At 50.6% G+C, this 20,286-nt stretch carries 18 protein-coding genes; 13 read left to right on the top strand and 5 right to left on the bottom strand.

The features are described 5' to 3' along the window. Positions 1-43 precede the first annotated feature (43 nt). From HAV38_RS07915 to HAV38_RS07885, 7 genes are all read left to right on the top strand, one after another. Positions 44-1,021, top strand: a complete 978-nt coding sequence (locus HAV38_RS07915; protein ID WP_108441469.1) for a DNA-directed RNA polymerase subunit alpha — start codon at positions 44-46, stop codon at positions 1,019-1,021. Positions 1,022-1,186: 165 nt separating this feature from the next. Continuing rightward, positions 1,187-1,582 carry a 50S ribosomal protein L17 gene (rplQ, locus tag HAV38_RS07910; RefSeq protein ID WP_168054146.1) on the top strand — a complete coding sequence of 132 codons (396 nt, stop codon included), beginning with the start codon at positions 1,187-1,189 and terminating at the stop codon, positions 1,580-1,582. 430 nt (positions 1,583-2,012) lie between these two features. After that, complete coding sequence (locus HAV38_RS07905) at positions 2,013-2,954, top strand: ATP-binding cassette domain-containing protein (protein ID WP_168054144.1); 942 nt, start codon at positions 2,013-2,015, stop codon at positions 2,952-2,954. A gap of 1 nt (position 2,955) precedes the next feature. Beyond that, on the top strand, positions 2,956-3,732 hold the full coding sequence (locus HAV38_RS07900; protein WP_168054142.1) for an ABC transporter permease: 777 nt from the start codon (positions 2,956-2,958) through the stop codon (positions 3,730-3,732). Between the two features lie 181 nt (positions 3,733-3,913). After that, a complete protein-coding gene (gene cutA, locus HAV38_RS07895; RefSeq protein WP_168054140.1) occupies positions 3,914-4,246 on the top strand; it encodes a divalent-cation tolerance protein CutA in 333 nt (110 codons plus the stop codon). After that, on the top strand, positions 4,239-6,134 hold the full coding sequence (dsbD, locus tag HAV38_RS07890; protein WP_168054138.1) for a protein-disulfide reductase DsbD: 1,896 nt from the start codon (positions 4,239-4,241) through the stop codon (positions 6,132-6,134). The genes cutA and dsbD overlap by 8 nt, the downstream gene beginning before the upstream one ends. A 693-nt stretch (positions 6,135-6,827) precedes the next feature. Continuing rightward, complete coding sequence (locus tag HAV38_RS07885) at positions 6,828-7,466, top strand: peroxiredoxin (protein WP_168054136.1); 639 nt, start codon at positions 6,828-6,830, stop codon at positions 7,464-7,466. A 108-nt stretch (positions 7,467-7,574) separates the two neighbouring features. Here the strand turns inward: HAV38_RS07885 and HAV38_RS07880 are convergent, their stop codons facing one another. The 3 genes from HAV38_RS07880 to yihA form a co-directional block, all read right to left on the bottom strand. Then, entirely contained in the window at positions 7,575-8,720 is a 1,146-nt protein-coding gene (locus HAV38_RS07880) for a magnesium transporter CorA family protein (RefSeq protein ID WP_168054134.1), read from the bottom strand. A 264-nt stretch (positions 8,721-8,984) separates the two neighbouring features. Continuing rightward, the gene (hemB, locus tag HAV38_RS07875) at positions 8,985-10,010 is read right to left on the bottom strand and encodes a porphobilinogen synthase (protein WP_168054132.1); all 1,026 of its coding nucleotides are present in this window, start codon (positions 10,008-10,010) and stop codon (positions 8,985-8,987) included. Between the two features lie 337 nt (positions 10,011-10,347). Further along, entirely contained in the window at positions 10,348-11,127 is a 780-nt protein-coding gene (yihA, locus tag HAV38_RS07870; protein WP_168054130.1) for a ribosome biogenesis GTP-binding protein YihA/YsxC, read from the bottom strand. Positions 11,128-11,573: 446 nt separating this feature from the next. Here yihA and HAV38_RS07865 point away from each other — a divergent pair, with 446 nt between their 5' ends. The 6 genes from HAV38_RS07865 to HAV38_RS07840 all read left to right on the top strand — a co-directional run bounded on the left by HAV38_RS07865 (position 11,574) and on the right by HAV38_RS07840 (position 18,563). Next, the gene (locus HAV38_RS07865) at positions 11,574-12,242 is read left to right on the top strand and encodes a c-type cytochrome (protein WP_168054128.1); all 669 of its coding nucleotides are present in this window, start codon (positions 11,574-11,576) and stop codon (positions 12,240-12,242) included. Positions 12,243-12,318: 76 nt separating this feature from the next. Further along, positions 12,319-14,466, top strand: a complete 2,148-nt coding sequence (locus HAV38_RS07860; protein WP_168054126.1) for a cytochrome c biogenesis protein ResB — start codon at positions 12,319-12,321, stop codon at positions 14,464-14,466. Between the two features lie 118 nt (positions 14,467-14,584). Beyond that, complete coding sequence (gene ccsB, locus HAV38_RS07855; RefSeq protein ID WP_168054236.1) at positions 14,585-15,730, top strand: c-type cytochrome biogenesis protein CcsB; 1,146 nt, start codon at positions 14,585-14,587, stop codon at positions 15,728-15,730. A gap of 14 nt (positions 15,731-15,744) precedes the next feature. Beyond that, the gene (locus HAV38_RS07850) at positions 15,745-16,461 is read left to right on the top strand and encodes an HAD-IA family hydrolase (protein ID WP_245182258.1); all 717 of its coding nucleotides are present in this window, start codon (positions 15,745-15,747) and stop codon (positions 16,459-16,461) included. A 319-nt stretch (positions 16,462-16,780) separates the two neighbouring features. After that, on the top strand, positions 16,781-17,761 hold the full coding sequence (msrP, locus tag HAV38_RS07845; RefSeq protein ID WP_168054124.1) for a protein-methionine-sulfoxide reductase catalytic subunit MsrP: 981 nt from the start codon (positions 16,781-16,783) through the stop codon (positions 17,759-17,761). Between the two features lie 145 nt (positions 17,762-17,906). Next, positions 17,907-18,563, top strand: coding sequence for a protein-methionine-sulfoxide reductase heme-binding subunit MsrQ (locus tag HAV38_RS07840; protein WP_168054122.1), 657 nt, complete (start codon positions 17,907-17,909; stop codon positions 18,561-18,563). A 150-nt stretch (positions 18,564-18,713) separates the two neighbouring features. Here HAV38_RS07840 and lysA read toward each other — a convergent pair whose 3' ends face one another. Further along, complete coding sequence (gene lysA, locus HAV38_RS07835) at positions 18,714-20,003, bottom strand: diaminopimelate decarboxylase (RefSeq protein WP_168054120.1); 1,290 nt, start codon at positions 20,001-20,003, stop codon at positions 18,714-18,716. Positions 20,004-20,030: 27 nt separating this feature from the next. Further along, complete coding sequence (gene lptM / locus HAV38_RS22095) at positions 20,031-20,285, bottom strand: LPS translocon maturation chaperone LptM (RefSeq protein ID WP_280730144.1); 255 nt, start codon at positions 20,283-20,285, stop codon at positions 20,031-20,033. Position 20,286: the final 1 nt, after the last annotated feature.

Below are 20,286 nucleotides of genomic sequence, written 5' to 3'. Positions count from 1 at the left end.
CCTTATCGGTGTAATGAGCCGAGGGTATTGAAAAGGACATTTCATGCAAAACAGTTTATTAAAGCCACGTATTATCGAAGTTGAAGCACTCGGTGCCGGTCACGCTAAAGTCGTGATGGAGCCGTTTGAACGTGGCTACGGTCACACTTTGGGTAATGCGTTGCGTCGCGTTCTGCTGTCGTCGATGGTAGGTTACGCACCGACTGAAGTTACTATCGCTGGTGTTGTGCACGAGTACTCATCGTTAGATGGCGTGCAAGAAGACGTTGTTGATATTCTGTTGAATTTGAAAGGTGTGGTTTTCAAACTGCACAACCGCGACGAAGTCACCCTGACATTGAAAAAAGGCGGCGAAGGCGCGGTATTGGCATCCGATATCGATTTGCCGCATGACGTTGAGCTTGTTAATCCTGACCACGTTATCGCGCATCTGACTGGTGGCGGTGAGCTGGATATGCAGATCAAGGTTGAAAAAGGCCGTGGTTATGTGCCAGGTAACGTTCGTCGGTTGTCGGAAGATACCAACAAGACGATTGGTCGCATTATTCTTGACGCATCATTTTCACCAGTACGTCGCGTGTCATACGCAGTTGAGTCGGCCCGTGTCGAACAACGCACTGATCTGGACAAATTGGTCATCAATATTGAAACCAACGGTGTGATTACGCCGGAAGAAGCAATTCGTCAGTCGGCGCGCGTATTGGTTGATCAGTTGAATGTGTTTGCTGCGCTGGAAGGCACCGAGGCTGCGGCTGAAGCGCCATCGCGTGCACCACAAGTCGATCCTATCCTGTTGCGTCCGGTCGATGATCTGGAGCTGACAGTACGTTCGGCAAATTGCCTGAAAGCAGAAAACATTTACTACATTGGCGACTTGATCCAGCGTAGCGAAAATGAACTGTTGAAGACGCCAAATCTGGGTCGTAAATCTTTGAATGAAATCAAAGAAGTGCTTGCATCCCGTGGTCTGACGTTGGGTATGAAGCTTGAAAACTGGCCGCCTGCCGGGCTGGAAAAGTAATATTTGTCGTTTCAACGCGGGCGATGTAAAATCTCGCCCCTGTTGACATTTTTTGGTTATTTTAACCAAGTCGTTGTTAACTCGTCTTAACCGGCCCGCGATAAAGCAAAACTGCCTTATTGATCGAAGAGCTGGATATACACTCAAAACTGAAAAGGAATTATCATGCGTCATCGTCACGGTCTTCGTAAATTAAATCGTACCTCTTCCCATCGTCTGGCTATGTTGCGCAACATGACTGTGTCATTGCTGCGTCACGAAGCAATCAAAACCACATTGCCAAAAGCTAAAGAACTGCGTCGCGTTATTGAACCGATTCTGACATTGGGCAAGACCGATACACTAGCTAACAAACGTCTGGCTTTCGCCCGTCTGCGTGACCGCGAAATGGTGTTGAAATTGTTTGCTGAACTCGGCCCACGTTACGCAAATCGTAATGGCGGCTACCTGCGCATCCTGAAAATGGGTTTCCGTGTTGGTGATAATGCACCAATGGCTTTCATCGAATTGATGGATCGTCCGGAAGTTAGCGACGATGCTGAAGTACCGACTGCAGACTAATACGTCTCAAGTTACCAATAACGCTTTGCGTTAAAATCGAAAGCCAGGCATTGCCTGGCTTTTTTGCATTTTCAGGATTTATCGCAAAGTGCAAAATAGTTCGCCTTTATTCAATGACGGCAACACCCCGGACGGTTTCAAAGCTAGAAGTTGTTTCGGGCTGTACGCGATGTGGCCCAAACGATTCGCTGTTGATTGATCAGTTTGAGATGGAACGCAGTTGTCCGTTAATAAACTGCTTACTGATGCCACGCGGTTTCATGCATGGCTAACGCAAATCGGTCCCGCAAGGGGCCTGCCAGCCCTCCCGACGCACATATTGGTCGGCCCACGTTATCGGCTACGCTTGCCGCCCGCGCAGGTGGTAATGAGGGCATGACGTCGCGGACCCGGTTTTACGTAAGTTTAAATTTAGTTAAAGTGAGCATTTATGTCTCTGAAGTCCGATACGTCTATCTTAAATGTTACCGACCTGCGTAAATCCTATGGAAACAAAGGGGCAAAGACCATCGTTATCGATGGTTTGTCATTCGCGTTACGGAAGGGTGAATGCTACGGATTGCTGGGGCCAAATGGTGCAGGCAAGACTACGACGTTACGTTTGTGTCTCGGCCTGACAACGCCCGATAGCGGGCAAATTCTCCTGGCTGGTCATGCGGTCCCCGGCGACGCGCGATTGGCTCGCTTACGGGTCGGCGTTGTGCCCCAAGGGGATAACCTTGATCCTGACTTCACGGTGTCAGAGAATCTTCTGGTATTTGGTCGTTATTTTGGCATACCGGACGACGTAATTAACACCCGCATTCCAAAGTTGCTGGAGTTTGCCAATCTGGCAGCCAAGCAGCATGCTCGCATTAACGAGTTATCTGGCGGCATGCGGCGACGCTTAACCTTGGCCCGCTCATTGGTTAATGATCCGGATTTGATCTTTATGGATGAGCCGACCACAGGCCTTGATCCACAGGCCCGCCATATGATCTGGGAGCGCCTGAAGACCTTGCTTAGCCAAGGTAAGACGATCTTATTGACGACGCATTTTATGGACGAAGCTGAGCGCTTATGTGACCGTCTCGCGGTCGTCGATCACGGCAAAATGATAGCGGAAGGTTCGCCGCGCGATTTGATCGCGCAGCACATTGAATCCGAAGTCGTAGAAATTTACGGCGATAACGCCAAAGACTGGCTGAATAAAAAAGGCCCCAAACAACCCGCACGGATCGAGGTCAGTGGCGAGACGTTATTCTGTTACACCAACGATGCACAGGCTTTGGTGCGCGACCTGCAAGGGGCGCAAGGCGTACGCTATATTCACCGACCTGCGAACCTTGAAGATTTGTTTTTAAAACTCACTGGCCGTGAAATGCGGGATTAATATGAATATCTACGCACTACCTGAATTTTCCAGGCGGTTCCAGCCTATCTGGCAGCGAAATTTCCTGGTGTGGAAAAAACTGGCCGTCGCCAGTGTATTGGGCAACATCGCCGACCCGCTCATCACTTTACTGGCGTTTGGTTACGGGCTCGGTAGTCTGTTAAAACAAGTCGATGGTATTCCTTACATACATTATCTGGCGTCCGGCTCCATCTGCATGTCGATCATGTGGGCGGCTTCTTTCGAGGCGTTATATTCGGCTTTTTCGCGCATGCATGTGCAAAAGACCTGGGATGCGTTGTTGAACGCGCCTCTGGCGTTGGATGACGTGATATTGGCTGAAATGTTATGGGCGGCAACCAAGTCGATTTTCTCTGGCGTGGCGATACTTCTGGTAATGTTTTGTCTGGGTATAGGCCTGCATCCGCACACATTGCTGGTGTTGCCCTTGTTGTTCTTGATTGGGATGACTTTTGGCTCACTGGGGCTGGTTTTTAATGCCCTGGCAAAAGGTTACGACTTCTTTACTTATTATTTTACGTTGGTGCTGACGCCCATGATTTTTCTGTCCGGCGTTTATTATCCTTCGGCGCAGTTGCCTTCGTGGCTGCAAATTGTTGCGCATATATTGCCCTTGAACGCGGCTGTCAATCTGGTACGACCACTTTTATTGGGAACCTGGCCGGTTGCGCCGCTCACTGATCTCGCCATTTTGATTGCGTATTGTTGTGTGGGATTTTACGCCGCGGTGGTTCTGACCCGCCGACGTTTGCTATAAAAAATAGCTGAAGCCGGAGTGAATTCGGCGATTTGGAGTCTACAGCGCAGAAAATGCAAAATTGTCTTAAGATCAGGAAGGGTTCGACATTGTTCTGAGAGAGATTTCGCATTAAATCTCGTCTGCGCGGCAAAAGTGAGACCCGAATCCAGCGTGCAGGCAAAAGTCTAAAGAGGTAATCATGCCCGAACCGATATTAGTGATGACCACCATGCCGGATGCCGTCGGCGCCAACGCGTTAGCGCAGCAACTTGTGGAACGTAAATTGGCGGCATGTGTCAATATCTTGCCGCTAGTACATTCCATCTATCTTTGGCGTGGCGTGATCGAGCACGCGGATGAAGTGGCGATGGTGATCAAGACCACGGTGGACCGTTATAGCGAGCTTGAGGCTTTTGTTCAAGCGGCTCATCCTTACGACCTGCCGGAAATTATTGCGATACCGGTGGTAAAGGGCCTCCCGGCTTATCTTGACTGGATCGGCGCAGCAACAAAAAAGGAACTGAATGTTTAACTGCTTCAAATCGCGCGTCGTGTTTGTTGTCTTGCTGACCTTAATGACGTTATCGATGGCGTTATCGACGTCATCTGCACATGCCGATGAGGATTATCTGGCGCCAGAAGTGGCGTTTAAATTTTCCGCCCGGATGGCTGACCCAAAAACTGCAGAAGTAACGTATGCGATTGCGGACGGTTATTATATGTATCGTGAGCGTTTCAGTTTTAAAGCCGACGGTGCGACGTTGGGAGAACCCAAGATACCCGCCGGTGTTATCAAATTCGACCAGACTTTTCAAAAGAATGTAGAGACCTATCACCACAGCGTCACGATCCACATTCCCGTTGAGGCAGCCAAGGTGTTCACGCTGATCGTAGCGGGGCAGGGCTGCGCCGACAAGGGCCTTTGTTATCCTCCAATGGAGCATCGCATTAGCCTGTCGCCTGATGGCGCTATCGGAGGCGGGGGACTAATGAGTGCGATAGCGGCGGCCAAGGGCGCCGGCCCTGCGATTGATAGTCCCAATCGCCCCAACGCAACCGGAACGCAACAGTCCAGCGCGGCGGTAACGCCTGATACTGCAGTTGCCGATGTTAGCGCATCTGGGTCAGATCCTGCCACCGATTCGGATGTCGGGCACATAGAATCATCATTAAAAGGCGGTAAGCTGCTTGTCATCATGCCGCTGTTTTTGTTATTGGGGCTGGGACTATCGTTCACGCCATGCGTGTTGCCCATGGTACCGATTTTGTCATCCATTATCGTCGGGGAAGGCGCGCTGGTTAAGCGGCGTCGTGCGTTCATCCTGTCGATTGCGTACGTGATGGGAATGGCGCTGGTTTATACCGCGCTGGGCGTTGCAGCCGGACTCGCTGGAGAGGGGTTGTCTGCCGCACTACAGAATGCTTGGGTGTTGTCAGCATTCGCACTGCTGATGGTGCTGATGTCGTTATCCATGTTCGGCGTCTATCAACTGCAATTACCGGGATCGATGCAAACCAGATTGTCGCAAGCATCGGATAAGCAATCGGCAGGCAAACTGGCCGGTGTATTTGTGATGGGCGCACTGTCGGCGCTGATCGTCGGGCCGTGCGTGGCTGCGCCGCTCGCAGGGGCATTGGTGTACATCAGTCAGAGCCGTAACGTGGTAATTGGTGGCAGTGCGTTGTTTGCCATGGCCATCGGGATGAGTGTGCCGTTATTGTTGGTCGGTATTTCCGCAGGCGCATTGTTACCGCGCGCTGGTGCGTGGATGGAGTCGGTGAAGCGCTTCTTCGGCGTATTGATGCTGGGCGTTGCAGTGTGGATGATTGCTCCGGTGATTCCGGCTGCGGTGCAGATTTTATGTTGGGTAGCGTTGGGCGTTGGTTATGGTGCTTATTTGCTGTGGCACGCCTCTACCAGTTGGGTTTCCAAGGCCGCCGGGCTGGTGTTTGCGACGCTGGGTCTGTTGCAGTTGGTCAGCGTGGCAACTGGCGGGCGCGATGTGTTGATGCCGCTTGGGCATCTGGGCGTCGCGCAATCTAGGCAATCTACGCATGCCGAGTTTGTCAGAGTCAAATCGGTTGCGGAACTGGATGCAGCGCTGGCGCAAACAAATGGTAAAGCTGCGCTGCTGGATTTTTATGCTGACTGGTGTGTGTCGTGTAAAGAAATGGAAAAATTTACGTTTACCGATCCGCGGGTAAAAGCGCAGTTCGATAATATCGTGTTGCTGCAAATTGATGTGACTGCCAACAACGCTGATGACAAAGCCATGCTTAAGCGTTTTAACTTATTCGGTCCGCCGGGGATCATTTTGTTTGATCATCAAGGAAAGAAATTGGCGGGGGGGAGAGTTATTGGGTTTCAGAATGCGGATAAATTTACGCGGTCGTTGGCGGTGTTGGATAAGCGATCGTAAATTTGCGGGATTTTTAACTTTCGTATTGGATGGGGGCGGTAAGATTAGTTGTTTAGGATTAGGTCGTGTTGACTGTGGATTTATTGAGATAGATTTTTGCATCCTGTAATCGCGATGGTGCGATTGTTCGCTAACTAAAACGGTTTGTACTCCGTGGGTGCTAGTCGGGGCGGCCCTGCACCAAGTCACTTTTTCTTGCTTCGGCTAGGCGCCCCCGCAGAAAAGAGTATCCAAAAAGAAGGCGACCGCAGAGGCGTTGCCCGCCGTTGGCGGGTCCCCAATTATTTCGACTATCAGTCGGGTCGAAATACCAACTCGCCTTCGCCTCAGACATGTATTCCGACAATTCCCGACTGACAGCCGAAACAAGCGGCAACGCCTATGACGGGGTAAGTCAAATTCAACTGCAACAGCCTTTATGCTTGGCGTGATGCGGTTTTAGACGAATCCATATGTGATTTTACGTATCAATATTCTCGGACCAACCGGTATATTAATTATAGAGTTAAGTTATTTGTATAGTCGATAACAATCGTTTGCTAATTCTGACGATGGGATTATAGTTTTAGATGTAGCGAAGTGAGGAACGAAAAATTAGCGCCACTGTGCACTGTTTTTTTGATGAATCTTCCTCGCTCTGCCGATTCAAACGCATGTATCCGTCTGGTAACCGTTTGTATAAAGGAGAATGACATGACCTTACGTCTTGGTGACGTTGCCCCTGACTTTGAGCAAGAGTCTTCACTGGGCCCGATCAAATTTTACGACTGGGTGGGTGATTCGTGGGTGGTACTCTTTTCTCATCCTTCCGATTTCACTCCCGTGTGCACCACCGAATTAGGGTTGACTTCCAAACTCAAATCGCAATTTGAGCAGCGGGGCGTGAAGGTTATTGCGCTCTCCGTTGATCCGGTCAATAAGCATCTGGAATGGATCAAGGACATTAACGAAACGCAAGATACCATCGTCGATTTTCCTATTATCGCGGATGAGGATCGCAAAGTGTCCGAGTTGTATGGCTTCATTCATCCGAACGCCAGCGCCACTGCTACCGTGCGCTCTTTATTGGTGATTGATCCCGCTAAAAAAGTGCGCCTGATCATCACCTATCCGGCCAGCACAGGGCGTAATTTCGATGAAATTTTACGAGTGATTGATTCGCTGCAATTGACTGACAATCATTCAGTGGCGACGCCTGTTAATTGGAAAGACGGAGAGGATGTGGTGATCGTGCCGTCGTTACAGGATGAAGAAATTATCCGGGAGAAATTTCCGAAAGGCTACAAAGCGATACGGCCGTATTTGCGCCTGACGCCGCAGCCTAATAAATAAACGGGATCCGGTTCGGTTCCATAAAAAAATCCTCACACCAATTTGGTTGAGGATTTTTTTTGGACTGCGAATTTAATCGCTGCAGAGAGCGTGAAGGGACTAGCTTAATTAACGCCGCTCCGAGGGCGGAGTTTCCAGATAACGACGGCGCCGAAAGAACGCCAGCATTCCCACGACGATCAGGACCATGGAGAGCATCGTGAGCCAAAATCCGGTCTTGTTTTGCAGTAGAGGCATTACCGCAAAATTCATACCAAAAATGCCGGTAATTAACGTAAGCGGCATAAACAGCGCAGTGATTACTGTCAAGGTACGCATAACTTCGTTGGTTCTGTGGGCGACCGCGGAAAAGTGAATTTGCACGGCAGATTCGATCGAGGATTCAAGCCGTCTGGCGTGATTCAGTACGCGATTAATATGCTCCATGATGTCGTTGACGCGCACTAGCAAAAGGTCGCGGGTACGACTGATGGTTGCGCCATCGCCGTCATCGTCCATGTCCACAAAATAATCCCGCAACTCTTGAATAGCGTCATGCTGTTCTTCGCACAAACTCTCTAGTTTTCGCAATTCAATCCGCGCATCGAGCAATGTTAGCCAGTCCTTGAATGGTCGGCCCGGATCTAGTAACGCACGTTGCCAGCGATCCAGTTGGTTGGTAAGCGGTTGCCGTAGTTCCAGATATTTATCGACCATCGCATTCAGTAGCCGCAGCATCAGATCTTCCGGCGAGGCTGGCAGACGGTTGTTATGCAGGGCTTTATTACCTTTGCTGGCATAATCCAGCAGACGGTTGCGCGTTGCGTTAATTGTGCGGCTTTGATGTTCATGCACGGTCACCAGTGCATTCTCAAGAATAAAAAATGTGATCGGCTGGGTAGTCAGGTTACTGAGCGCCGCCGGTACCGCACGCTTGCTTCCGTTCGGTGTCGGGCTAAGTGGTTCATCGCCAGTGGGGATGGCTGCCGAGTCGCTATAGTCTGTGCCATGCAGCGATAGCTTGCGGAACACCACCATGCCGTAGTCCTGCGTCGAGTCAAAATAAGACGGATGCAGTGGATTAACCGCATCCTTTAAATGGGGATCGTAAATGTGCGTGCCGGTAGCGCAAGCGATCAGATCGCGCCAGCCTTCAGGGTCTGCGGTGACTTCTTCATGAGTGGCGTCTATCCACAAGAAACCCTCAGCCGGGACGGTTCCCGGCAGGTCGTTGGTCTGGGTAACCTGCGTGGCACCTATTAAAAATATATCCATAGTTGGGTGGTGTGGTGGTGCTTAACTGGGCGAAAAATGAGGGAGAAGAAGCGCTGCACTTTAGAAAAAATTTTAGTGGCCATGATGTTGTCTGGCCGAGGTTGGTGCACCGATTAACGCTAACAAAAAGTTTGTTAATGTCGACTGCTTGTCCATCGCGGCCGTTCTGCTACTGGTAAATAAAAAATCCCTACCCTCTGGTAAAAGCCAGACTTTTTAATGCTACGGGGTGGCGGTAAATTGCACCAGCTCACCCCCGTTAGCTTAGTTTTTGTGCAAGTGGCGTGCAATATCCAGCGCAAAGTACGTCAACACGCCATCGGCTCCAGCGCGTTTAAACGCCATCATTGCTTCCATCATCGCTTTGTCGTGGTCCAGCCAGCCATTTTGAGCGGCTGCCTTGATCATTGCATATTCACCGCTGACCTGATACGCAAAGGTCGGCACGTTGAATTCATCTTTGACGCGACGCACGATATCCAGATACGGCATACCCGGTTTCACCATCACCATATCCGCACCTTCGGCGAGATCCAGCGCGACTTCACGCAATGCTTCATCGCTGTTGGCAGGGTCCATTTGATAGGTGTTTTTGCTGCTTTTACCTAGATTGGCTGCCGACCCTACTGCATCCCTGAACGGACCATAAAACGCGGACGCATACTTGGCAGAATAAGCCATGATGCGGGTGTGGATGTGATTATGCGCTTCCAGCGCGTGTCTGATAGCACCGATACGGCCATCCATCATGTCTGACGGCGCCACAATGTCTACGCCAGCATCCGCCTGAGTAAGCGCTTGCTTCACCAGCAGGATGCAGGTCTCATCGTTGAGCACGTAACCATCTGCGTTCATGACGCCATCCTGACCATGACTGGTATATGGATCGAGGGCAACGTCGGTGAGCACTCCCAGTTCAGGAAAACGTTGTTTGAGCGCGCGGATAGCCCGCGGAATCAACCCTTCGGAATTAGTCGCCTCAATACCGTCAGGTGTTTTTAAGGCAGGATTGATGACCGGAAATAGCGCGATGACCGGAATGCCGAGCTCGACACACTCACCGGCCACCAGCAGAAGCAGATCGATGGACAGGCGCTCAACGCCCGGCATCGACGCAACTTTTTCACGGTGATCAGTACCTTCTACGACGAAGACCGGATAAATCAAGTCACAAACTGTGACGGTATTTTCGCGCATCATCGCGCGGGAAAAGGCATCCTTGCGCATACGGCGCATGCGTAATGCAGGAAAAGGAGCAATCGATGAGGTGGCTTTAGGCTTATTTGACATATCGGTTCCAGGATTAGGGTGATCGCGTGGTTAGGCCTCGATAGATTGGTTGGAAGGGGAACCAAAAAAGGCAAAAAAATATTAAAAGTCTTGAACTTTCCAAGGGAAATGCTCTCCTAACGATAGGTGCATTATTCACCTCCCGCTTCCCTCCCTGAGCGGGGCCATGTCGCTTTTAGTGATAAGGCATTCTGCCCTGAAGATCCTCCCCTTTCTTCAGGGCTTTTTTATTTCCGTACGGTGTTTCCCCGGCGCAAATTGACGGCATCTTTGCGGTGTTATCAACGTGCTACGGAGGTCAAATAGCGACTACTTATCAACACCTGATTTTTAACGGTTACTCGTCATCGGCGCTGTGCGCTTCATTATTGGATTGTGACTTGGTATGTGATCCAGAATGTGAGATGGACTCATCCGCCGTATCAACGTCAGACTCTTCGCCCGCCTCCGCGCTGCCCACCAGGCCAGCTAACTCAAGAATGCGCTGATTAGCCTCATCCACGCCCGTGCGTTTCAGAGCCGAAAATAATTGCGCCGTGAACGGTAATGGCTGGTTATTTTCATCAACGTAACTGCCAAGGAAAGTATGCGCCTGGCGCAACGCGTTGGTCGCGTCGTTGCGGTTCAGTTTATCCACCTTACTAAGGATGCAATGGATCGGTTTGCCGGTAGGCGCAAACCATTCAATCATTTGCACATCCAGATCCGTAAAAGGGCGGCGAGAGTCGACGATCAGCACCAGTGCGGCCAGTTGTGACCGGCGGCGGACGTAATCGCCTAGCAGTTCTTGCCAATGTAGCTTGGCCGATCCTGAGACCTGGGCATAGCCATAACCTGGCAGATCGACCAGCATCGCGCGGATTTCATCGACTTTGGTAACGTCTTTACGATGTTGCCCAACCTGGGCGCCACCGATGGAAAAATAATTAATGTGCTGGGTGCGTCCGGGTGTTTTGGAGGCAAAAGCGAGCTTCTTCTGATTACACAATAAATTGATTGCGGTTGATTTGCCTGCGTTGGAGCGACCGGCAAAGGCGATCTCAGGGACTTGGAGAGTGGGTAAATCACGGAGGTGATTTACCGTAGTAAAAAAACGGGCTTGCCAGAGTAGAGACATGGAATGAGCAGAAAATGCGGTATAGGCGGCGAAAATGCCGGAAAGCTATTGTACAATAAGGGGTTGTGTAATGCTGAATTGGCTGTATCGAATGCCAGGCGGACTTCAATCTGCGTACGCATGGCACCAATTATCCACGATTAATTGTGCGTAATTTGGCGAAATGTGCGTGAATGTGCGTGATATACGTGCGATATACGTGCGATGTAGGCGCGATGCGGAAGCGCATCATTGTTGCAACCGGCGCACGCAATAGCTTATACGAAGCAATATTGGCATTGTCATTATTAATAACGTCCGTAGGAAGGTTGGCAGGAGTGTAAGCTTCAATGCGTTCACCAATCGTAGCAACAGTGATAGCCGCAAAAAGCCATAGCAGCAATATTTACTCCCCGTCTGGGCAGAATATATTGTCAAGTTTAATTATAAAGTCTCAGGGTGTTTGAATGAACCGTGCGTTTCTATCCGTTTTGAAGTACTTATTTATTTCCATGCTGGCTTTGTCGTCTTTTGCTTATGCAGCAGACGCACCGGCAGCGGCAGCGGCACCTAAACCCGATCTTGCCAAAGGCGAGGCGTTATATACCAATGGCGATGCGACGCGCAATATTGCGGCCTGTATTTCATGCCACGGAGCGGCGGGGGCCTCCTCTATTACTCAAAACCCTAAATTGGGCGGACAGCACGCGGCCTATATTTACAAGCAACTGAAAGATTTTCAGGGTCCTGACCGTAATAATCCGATCATGACAATGTTTGCAAAAGCGTTGACCGATGATGAAATGAAAAATATCGCCGCTTATCTGGACGTGCAAAAAGCGAAGCCGGGTGCCGCTAAAAATAAAGACACGCTCGACTTGGGTAAAAAGATATTCCGCGCCGGTGTAGCAGAAAAGAACATTCCTGCTTGCGCCGCTTGTCATGGTCCGGGAGGTTCTGGTATTCCTAATCAGTTCCCGCGTATCGGCGGACAGCATCAGGATTACACTGTCGCTGAGTTGACCAATTTCCGTAGTGGCGTGCGCAAGAATAGCCCGCAAATGATGACAATTTCCAAGCGCATGTCGGATGATGAGATCAAAGCAGTTGCAGACTACATTGCAGGCCTGAAGTAATACTGACTACTGGATTCGCGAATTTAGGGGGACGGCGAAGGCTGTCCCCTTTTTCTTTTTAAAAGAGCAACGGCATATGAGCACCAGCAATAAAACTACGGCAGGCTTTGACGAACCACCGCGCACCGGGGGTATAGAGCTGAAAACCAGACATCGCTGGCTGGCCGAGGCGGTAGAGCTGGTGTCGTCAATGCGTTTTGCCATTAGCATGCTGACGCTCATTGCAATCGCCTCCATTATTGGGACCGTGCTCAAGCAAAACGAGCCGATGCCAAATTACGTCAACCAGTTCGGGCCGTTCTGGTTCGACGTGTTTGCCAAACTTGGGTTATACGCGGTCTATTCGACTTGGTGGTTTCTGCTAATCATGGGATTTTTGGTGCTGTCGACGTCGCTTTGCATTAGCCGCAACGGCCCTAAAATGTTGAAAGACATGCGAAGCTGGAAAGAAAACGTCCGCGAACAGTCGCTCCGTAATTTTCACCATAAAGCAGAATGGAGCGCTGCGGTAATTCCGGCGACGCTCACACAGCAGTTATTGGCGCGTATCGCTGCAAAGGGGTATAAAACCAAAGTCGTTCAAAAGAATGATGCTTTGTTAATAACGGCTAAGCAAGGTGCTGCGAACAAATGGGGCTATATATTTGCCCACAGCGCCATTGTGATCATCTGTATTGGCGGATTACTGGACTCTGACCTGCCTATTCGGGCGCAAAAATTAATTTTCAATAAAACCCCATTTACCGGTACCGGTGTCATTGCCGAGATTGGCCCGGAACATCGTTTAGGACTGGGCAATCCGACCTTCCGCGGTAACACGATGATCCCCGAAGGTTCTGCTAGCAGCACGGCCATTATTCCGCAGCAAAATGGTGTATTGATTCAAGATTTACCTTTTACGCTGCAACTCAAACGTTTCGTGATCGATTATTACAGCACCGGAATGCCGAAATTGTTCGCCAGCGATGTGGTATTGCGAGACAACGCCACCGGTGAAACCATCACCTCAACCGTCAAAGTCAATCAGCCGCTGATTTATAAAGGCGTATCAATTTATCAATCCAGTTTTGAAGACGGTGGCAGTAAGCTGCGGCTTATCGCTTTTCCTATGCTTGGCGATGCCAAGGCGACCTCTCCCGTGGCCGGGGTGGTCAATGGAACTACGCCGCTGACTGCCGGTCCTAATAATGCGTACACGATTGAGTGGACCGGATTTCGGCCGTTCAATGTGGAAAATATGGCGCAATCGGGACAAGACTTACGGGCTGTCACCAAAACCAGAGGTCAAAAGCTGTCAGATGACCTGACTAAGCACATGGGTTCTGGCGCTAAAAGCCAAAATGTAAAAGAACTAAAAAACGTTGGCCCAAGCGTGCAATACAAATTGCGCGACAAAAACGGACAGGCGCGCGAGTTCAGCAACTATATGCAGCCGGTGAAGGTTGATAAAGATTATGTATTCCTGGCGGGTGTGCGGGATGTGCCTGATGAGCCGTTCCGATATCTGCGGATCCCCGCTGACGAAAACGATTCGGTAGATGAGTGGATGCGGATGCGTTCGGCCCTGATGAACCCGGATATGCGAAAACTTGCCGCCCAACGTTATGCGCGGCGCGCGATTCCTGAAAATCGCACTGATATGGCCACCTTACGTAACCAGTTAGAACAATCGGCATTGCGCGGATTGTTTTTGTTTGCAGGCGATGGTCAGCAGGCGGGTTATATGGCGATATCCAAATTTCTGGAACGGATACCGGCGCAGGAACAGGAAAAGGCTGCCGACATTTTCATGAAAATCCTGAACGGCAGTCTGTGGGATCTGTGGCAGATAGCCCGCGAAACGGATGGTTTGAAGGATATGCCTGTGGACGAAAAGAACACCCGTTTCTTACAGTTGAGCAGCAATGCACTGTCCGACGCAACCTTCTATAATGCACCGGTATATCTGCAACTAACCGGTTTCGACGAGATCAAGGCCTCGGTCTTCCAGATCACCCGTTCACCGGGAAAAAAGGTGGTTTATCTGGGCTGCCTGTTTCTGGTGCTGGGCGTGTTCTCTATGTTGTATATACGGGAACGTCGCTTATGGGTATGGATACGTCCTGATAGTCAGACGGAAGGGCAGTCGCATATATTGATGGCCATGAGTACGCAACGCAAGACGTTGGACTTTGAAAAAGAATTTGACGTGATGAAAACACATTTAATGCAACCAGAAAGTTAGGTTTCCTCGTTGTAATGCCTTGCCGTGGTGCCAGCGGAAGTACGCGGGTCACGGCAAACACAGTGTTCAGTTAAATGTATGCTAGTTGCGCGGTATAAAAAATAATTCGGAGATAATGATGGAATTGACTCAAACATACACCCCCCCAGATGGCTTTTTTAAGCGATTGTCGGTGGCTGACTGGCTGTTCGCCTTTGCGTTGGTGGCGGGATCGCTATTTGCGCTGGGCCGTTATGGCACGCACATGGATTATTACGAAAAAGGCATTTTGTTACTGGCCGCGCCAACGTTCGCACTAGTCGGCTGGAACTGGAAGTCGGTGCGCTGGTTGATGCCGCTTTTGGCGGTGCTGGCACTGTCGGGGATTGCGATGTACGGCGGCGTGCTGGACATGGCAAATAAGAAATTCTTCCTTAAATACATCCTTTCCAGCCAGTCCGCGATTTTGTGGATGGGGACTTTATTCTTTCTATCGACTTTTTTCTACTGGATAGGCTTGATTGCGCGCTCGGATTTCGGCTCGACGGTTGGCTCCAAACTGTGTTGGGCCGCGGTAGTTTTGGGCTTCACCGGCATGCTGGTCCGCTGGTATGAATCGTATTTAATTGGTGCGGATATCGGTCATATACCTATTTCCAACCTGTATGAAGTCTTCATTCTGTTCAGCTTGATAACGGCATTGTTTTATTTGTATTACGAACAACGCTACGGCACCCGGCAACTTGGGCCTTTTGTGATGCTCGTGATATCTGCGGCTGTTGGCTTTTTGTTCTGGTATACCGTTGCCCGCGATGCGGCTGAAATCCAGCCGCTGGTGCCCGCATTGCAAAGCTGGTGGATGAAAATTCACGTACCGGCCAATTTCATCGGTTATGGCACTTTTTCTATGTCGGCAATGGTCGCGATGGCGTACTTGTTAAAGTCCAGCGGCTATCTGGTTGACCGTTTGCCAACGCTGGAAGTGCTCGACGACGTGATGTACAAGGCGATAGCGGTAGGTTTTACTTTCTTTACCATCGCCACAATACTTGGGGCCCTATGGGCCGCTGAAGCGTGGGGTGGATATTGGTCATGGGATCCGAAAGAAACCTGGGCGCTGATCGTTTGGCTTAACTACGCTGCCTGGTTACATATGCGTTTAATGAAGGGCCTTCGCGGGCGCGTAGCCGCATGGTGGGCGTTAATAGGCCTGCTGGTAACCACCTTTGCATTCCTCGGCGTAAACATGTTCCTGTCTGGACTGCACTCTTACGGCGAGCTATAACAGGATGACCGGAATTGTCTGACAACACTGCTATCAACGCTAATACTGACGCTGCATCGCTGGAAACGTCACTGAAAAACGCGGGCATCGATCTGGTTATTTTCGATTCTGATGGTACGTTAGTGGACAGCGAACTACTCGCCGCCGAGGCAATGGTGGACTATGCTGCCGAATATGGTGTAGCGCTAACGGTCACCGAGATCATGGAGCGCTTCAAAGGCGGCAAAATGGCTGATTGGGTGCTGGCGATGGAGCAGATGGGTGGCGCGGCCTTGCCGAAATCGTTTACGCTAACGTTGCGGGAGCGTACCGCGGTTTTATTTCGGGAACGTTTGCAGCCGATTGAGGGCGCCCTGAAACTGGTGCAGTCCCTGCAAATACCGTTCTGTCTAGCCTCCAACGGCCCGCGTGACAAAATTGAGTTATGTCTAGGTGTAACCGGTTTATTGCCTTACTTTGAACGGCGCATTTTTAGTGCTTACGAATTAGGCGTTTGGAAACCGGAACCGGATTTATTTCTGCACGCTGCCGGGAAGATGGGCGTGCATCCTTCGCGCTGTGCGGTGGTAGAGGATAGCGTTCCCGGTGCGCTGGCTGGAGTGGCCGCAGGCATGCGCGTGTTTGCGTTGCAAACCGGCGAGGTCGAGCCGGGCATGCCGGCACAAGCAACCATCATTGCCCGCCTTGCAGATTTATATGACTACCTTGGTCACGATCGCATCGTCCGATAAGGACTCAATCTTTCCATTCGGAAATTCTCATGGTTATTGCATTTATTTCGTAGAGCTATCACGTCCGTCTTCCCGACTTCAATCTGCATCTAAAACGTGAAAAATTGCGTATAAAGCAGGGAGAATGTAAGGTATGTCGAGGCTGGTCGACCAACGTCTATAGCACGTATTCATGCTGATAAGCACGAGCGGGCAGTAAGGATGGCCTGTAAGGGTAGTAATCAAACACCGCCAGTTAAGGTAACCTTGTACAGTCACACGTCGGGTTCGCCAGGGTAACCCAGCCATAATGTCTCACCAATCTTCACCGGAGATTTACATGTTGATTCGTCGCAGCCAAAATATTATCGAGATTCCACAACCGTCTGAAATCACGCCACGCGCCATATTTGAGTCGCGTCGACATTTTATTCGCCAGTTAGCCGTCGGTTCAATCGCTACCGGATCGATGCTGGAACTGGCCTCGCAGCAGGCATTTGCGCAAAACGCGGCCGCGCAAAAACTTTTGGGAAAACAGAATCCTGTTTATCTGATGACAGATAAAACGACGCCTTATAAAGACGCGACCACTTATAATAATTATTATGAGTTCGGCACCGACAAGGCGGAACCGGCGCAAAACGCGGGAACGCTTAAAACCAGACCGTGGACCGTATCGATCGAAGGGGAAGTCAAGAAACCAATGACGCTTGATCTCGATAGCTTGATGAAGTTAGCCCCGATGGAACAGCGAATTTACCGCCTGCGTTGCGTTGAGGGCTGGTCAATGGTCATTCCGTGGGAAGGGTACTCGCTCTCCGCATTGATCAAGAAAGTTGAGCCGACCGGTAACGCTAAATATATCGAGTTCACAACGCTGGCGGATAAAAAGCAAATGCCCGGCTTGAATAGTCCGGTGCTGGAATGGCCGTATGTCGAAGGCCTGCGCATGGACGAGGCAATGCATCCGCTGGCGCTGCTCACCTTCGGCATGTATGGCGAAGTACTCCCGAATCAGAATGGGGCACCGGTGCGTATGGTTGTGCCTTGGAAATATGGTTTTAAGTCAGCCAAGTCGATTGTCAAGATTCGGTTTTTAAAAGAGCAGCCGAAAACCGCGTGGAACCTCACCGCAGCCAACGAATATGGCTTTTATTCCAATGTGAACCCTACCGTAGATCACCCGCGCTGGTCGCAAGCTACCGAGCGCCGGATCGGCGAAGATGGATTTTTTACCAAGAAGCGTAAGACGCTGATGTTCAATGGTTATAACGACGTTGCATCGCTTTATACCGGGATGGATCTAAAGAAATATTTCTAGGAAATTGAGGGACGACAGCGGTGAAAGCATGCCCGTTAAGGTGCGCACTTTGGCGTGGCAGCGGCGCCTTGCAGCACTCCGATCGCCCTACTTCCCGCCCCATTAACGAAAACATCGCCACTCCCCCGGATTCTGAAAGTGGAACATGATTAATCCCAATCCCAAGCAATTTCGCCTCCTGAAGGCCACATTATTTGCGTTGGCCTTATTGCCATTCATACGGCTGGTGGTCTACGCATTCATCGACCAACTCGGTGCGAACCCAATTGAATTCATCACGCGCAGTACCGGCGACTGGACCCTTTATTTCTTGTGCATCACATTGGCCGTAACCCCATTGCGACGCTTCACCGGCTGGAACTGGTTGATCAAATTGCGCCGCATGCTGGGTTTGTTCGCCTTCTTTTATGCGGCTTCTCACTTCACTACTTTTCTCTGGTTCGATCATTTCTTTGATATCACAGAGATGCTCAAAGACGTCTACAAGCGACCATTTATTACCGTGGGATTTATCGCATTTGTCTTGCTGATCCCATTGGCTGTCACCAGTACCAACGGCATGATCAAACGGTTGGGTGGCAAGCGCTGGCAATGGCTGCATCGCACCGTGTACGGCATAGTGATGTTAGGGATGCTGCATTTTTGGTGGATGCGTGCAGGCAAGCACAACTTTGAAAAACCAATCATATTTGGCACCATAGTCGCTATTCTATTGTTGTTGCGGGTGTACTGGTATCTCAAACAAAAAAGGGAAACTGGCATTCGCCAGTCTGCCGTCGTCCAAAAACGCCAGCCGACATAGCGCCAGGAGCTTGCCGCACTGTCGCATCGCTCTGGCCACGCACAGGCTAAAAACTGACAATATCGCGCACCAACGCAAAAAGGGCACAATACAGGTATGTAATCCTGCATCGTGCCCTTTTCACATCAACAATGGCGATTGCCCGGAGACTTAAGGCAGCATTGATTCCAACGCAAACAAGTCAGATGTCTCTTCCCGTTTGCGGACCAGATACTGGTTGTCGCCGTCTACCATCACTTCGGCGGCGCGTCCCCGGGTATTGTAGTTAGAAGCCATCGTCATGCCGTAGGCCCCAGCGGACTGGAATGCCAGCAAGTCACCCTGGCTGACCGCCAGGACGCGTTCGCGGGCCAGCCAGTCGCCTGACTCACAAATTGGTCCCACGACGTCATAGGTGTGACTGGCGGCGTCAACGTTGCACTCAAGCACCGCTTGTACGCCATGCCATGCTTCATACATCGCCGGGCGCATCAAATCGTTCATGGCAGCATCAACTACGGCAAAATTCTTGCTGGCACCATATTTTAGATATTGCACTTCGGTGAGTAAAACGCCTGCGTTACCAACAATGGAACGGCCGGGTTCAAACAACACTTTTAACGGAATACCTTGATATTTTTCTTCACGCCAGGCGTCAATGCGTGCAAACAAGCGCCCAAGATAGGCGCTCACCGCCACCGGCTTTTCGTCATCGTAGGTAATCCCGATGCCGCCACCAATATCCAGATGATGCAGCGCTATGTTTTCACTCGCCAGTTGATCTACCAGTTCGATAACCTTATCCAACGCCTCCAGCAACGGTGCATCGTCCAATAATTGTGAACCAATATGACAGTCGATGCCGCTGACATTGATATGCGGCAACGATGCAGCGGTACGATAGCAGTCCAGTGCGTCTTCGTAAGCGACACCGAACTTGTTGTCTTTGAGGCCGGTTGAAATATACGGATGCGTTTTAGCATCGACGTTTGGATTGACGCGCAATGAAATCGCAGCGGTTTTACCCATTTCACCAGCGACCTCATTGAGGCGATGCAATTCTGGAATCGACTCTACGTTAAAGCATAGAATATCGTGTGATAACGCCAGTCGCATTTCGTCCCGCGTTTTGCCTACGCCAGAAAAAATTACTTTGCGAGGATCGCCACCGGCGGCAAGAACGCGCAATAATTCGCCACCTGAAACGATGTCAAAGCCTGAACCAAGCTGGTTCAGTACCTGCAAAACGGCCAGATTCGAATTGGACTTGACGGAATAACACACCAGACTGTCAGTAGCCGGGCGACCGCCTGCGGTACAAGCGTCGGCATAGGCCAAAAAATGGTCAGTTAATGCCGCCTTCGAGTAGACATAGGTCGGCGTCCCGAACTGTGCGGCAATAGAGGACAGAGAAGTGTTTTCTGCGTGAAGTGCACCGTTTTGATACGAAAAATAGGACATGTAAAAGTCTGTTATAAAGTCTGTCAATTATTGGGAAATGGTGTCCGGGCCGGTCGGTTCTGTGGGCGGCATCGGTACTGTCCTTGCTGGTACCGTTTTAGGTTTGCCGTTGGAGGTCGCGTCTGGCACCGGGGCCGCCGGCGTTGCAGTCGGAAGCGGCGCTAGCGGTGGTACCGTTGGCATGAAAAGGGGGCCTTTTTGCCCGCAACCGGCCAGGAAAAGCGAAAATACAAGCGTACATCCGAAAATTACTACGCGGGACGAATCAAAATTTGGTTTCACG

It is taken from the genome of Glaciimonas immobilis (assembly GCF_011947285.1).
Taxonomy (GTDB): Bacteria; Pseudomonadota; Gammaproteobacteria; order Burkholderiales; family Burkholderiaceae_D; genus Glaciimonas; species Glaciimonas immobilis.
Note: the sequence above shows the minus strand (reverse complement) of the source record. Positions and strands in the feature narration are given on the sequence as shown.

Bases quoted from the DNA above. Each gene is read 5' to 3' on its own strand.
- HAV38_RS07915 (WP_108441469.1), top strand. From the start codon at position 44: ATGCAAAACAGTTTATTAAAGCCACGTATTATCGAAGTTGAAGCACTC.
- rplQ (WP_168054146.1), top strand. From the start codon at position 1,187: ATGCGTCATCGTCACGGTCTTCGTAAATTAAATCGTACCTCTTCCCAT.
- HAV38_RS07905 (WP_168054144.1), top strand. From the start codon at position 2,013: ATGTCTCTGAAGTCCGATACGTCTATCTTAAATGTTACCGACCTGCGT.
- HAV38_RS07900 (WP_168054142.1), top strand. From the start codon at position 2,956: ATGAATATCTACGCACTACCTGAATTTTCCAGGCGGTTCCAGCCTATC.
- cutA (WP_168054140.1), top strand. From the start codon at position 3,914: ATGCCCGAACCGATATTAGTGATGACCACCATGCCGGATGCCGTCGGC.
- dsbD (WP_168054138.1), top strand. From the start codon at position 4,239: ATGTTTAACTGCTTCAAATCGCGCGTCGTGTTTGTTGTCTTGCTGACC.
- HAV38_RS07885 (WP_168054136.1), top strand. From the start codon at position 6,828: ATGACCTTACGTCTTGGTGACGTTGCCCCTGACTTTGAGCAAGAGTCT.
- HAV38_RS07880 (WP_168054134.1), bottom strand. From the start codon at position 8,720: ATGGATATATTTTTAATAGGTGCCACGCAGGTTACCCAGACCAACGAC.
- hemB (WP_168054132.1), bottom strand. From the start codon at position 10,010: ATGTCAAATAAGCCTAAAGCCACCTCATCGATTGCTCCTTTTCCTGCA.
- yihA (WP_168054130.1), bottom strand. From the start codon at position 11,127: ATGTCTCTACTCTGGCAAGCCCGTTTTTTTACTACGGTAAATCACCTC.
- HAV38_RS07865 (WP_168054128.1), top strand. From the start codon at position 11,574: ATGAACCGTGCGTTTCTATCCGTTTTGAAGTACTTATTTATTTCCATG.
- HAV38_RS07860 (WP_168054126.1), top strand. From the start codon at position 12,319: ATGAGCACCAGCAATAAAACTACGGCAGGCTTTGACGAACCACCGCGC.
- ccsB (WP_168054236.1), top strand. From the start codon at position 14,585: ATGGAATTGACTCAAACATACACCCCCCCAGATGGCTTTTTTAAGCGA.
- msrP (WP_168054124.1), top strand. From the start codon at position 16,781: ATGTTGATTCGTCGCAGCCAAAATATTATCGAGATTCCACAACCGTCT.
- HAV38_RS07840 (WP_168054122.1), top strand. From the start codon at position 17,907: ATGATTAATCCCAATCCCAAGCAATTTCGCCTCCTGAAGGCCACATTA.
- lysA (WP_168054120.1), bottom strand. From the start codon at position 20,003: ATGTCCTATTTTTCGTATCAAAACGGTGCACTTCACGCAGAAAACACT.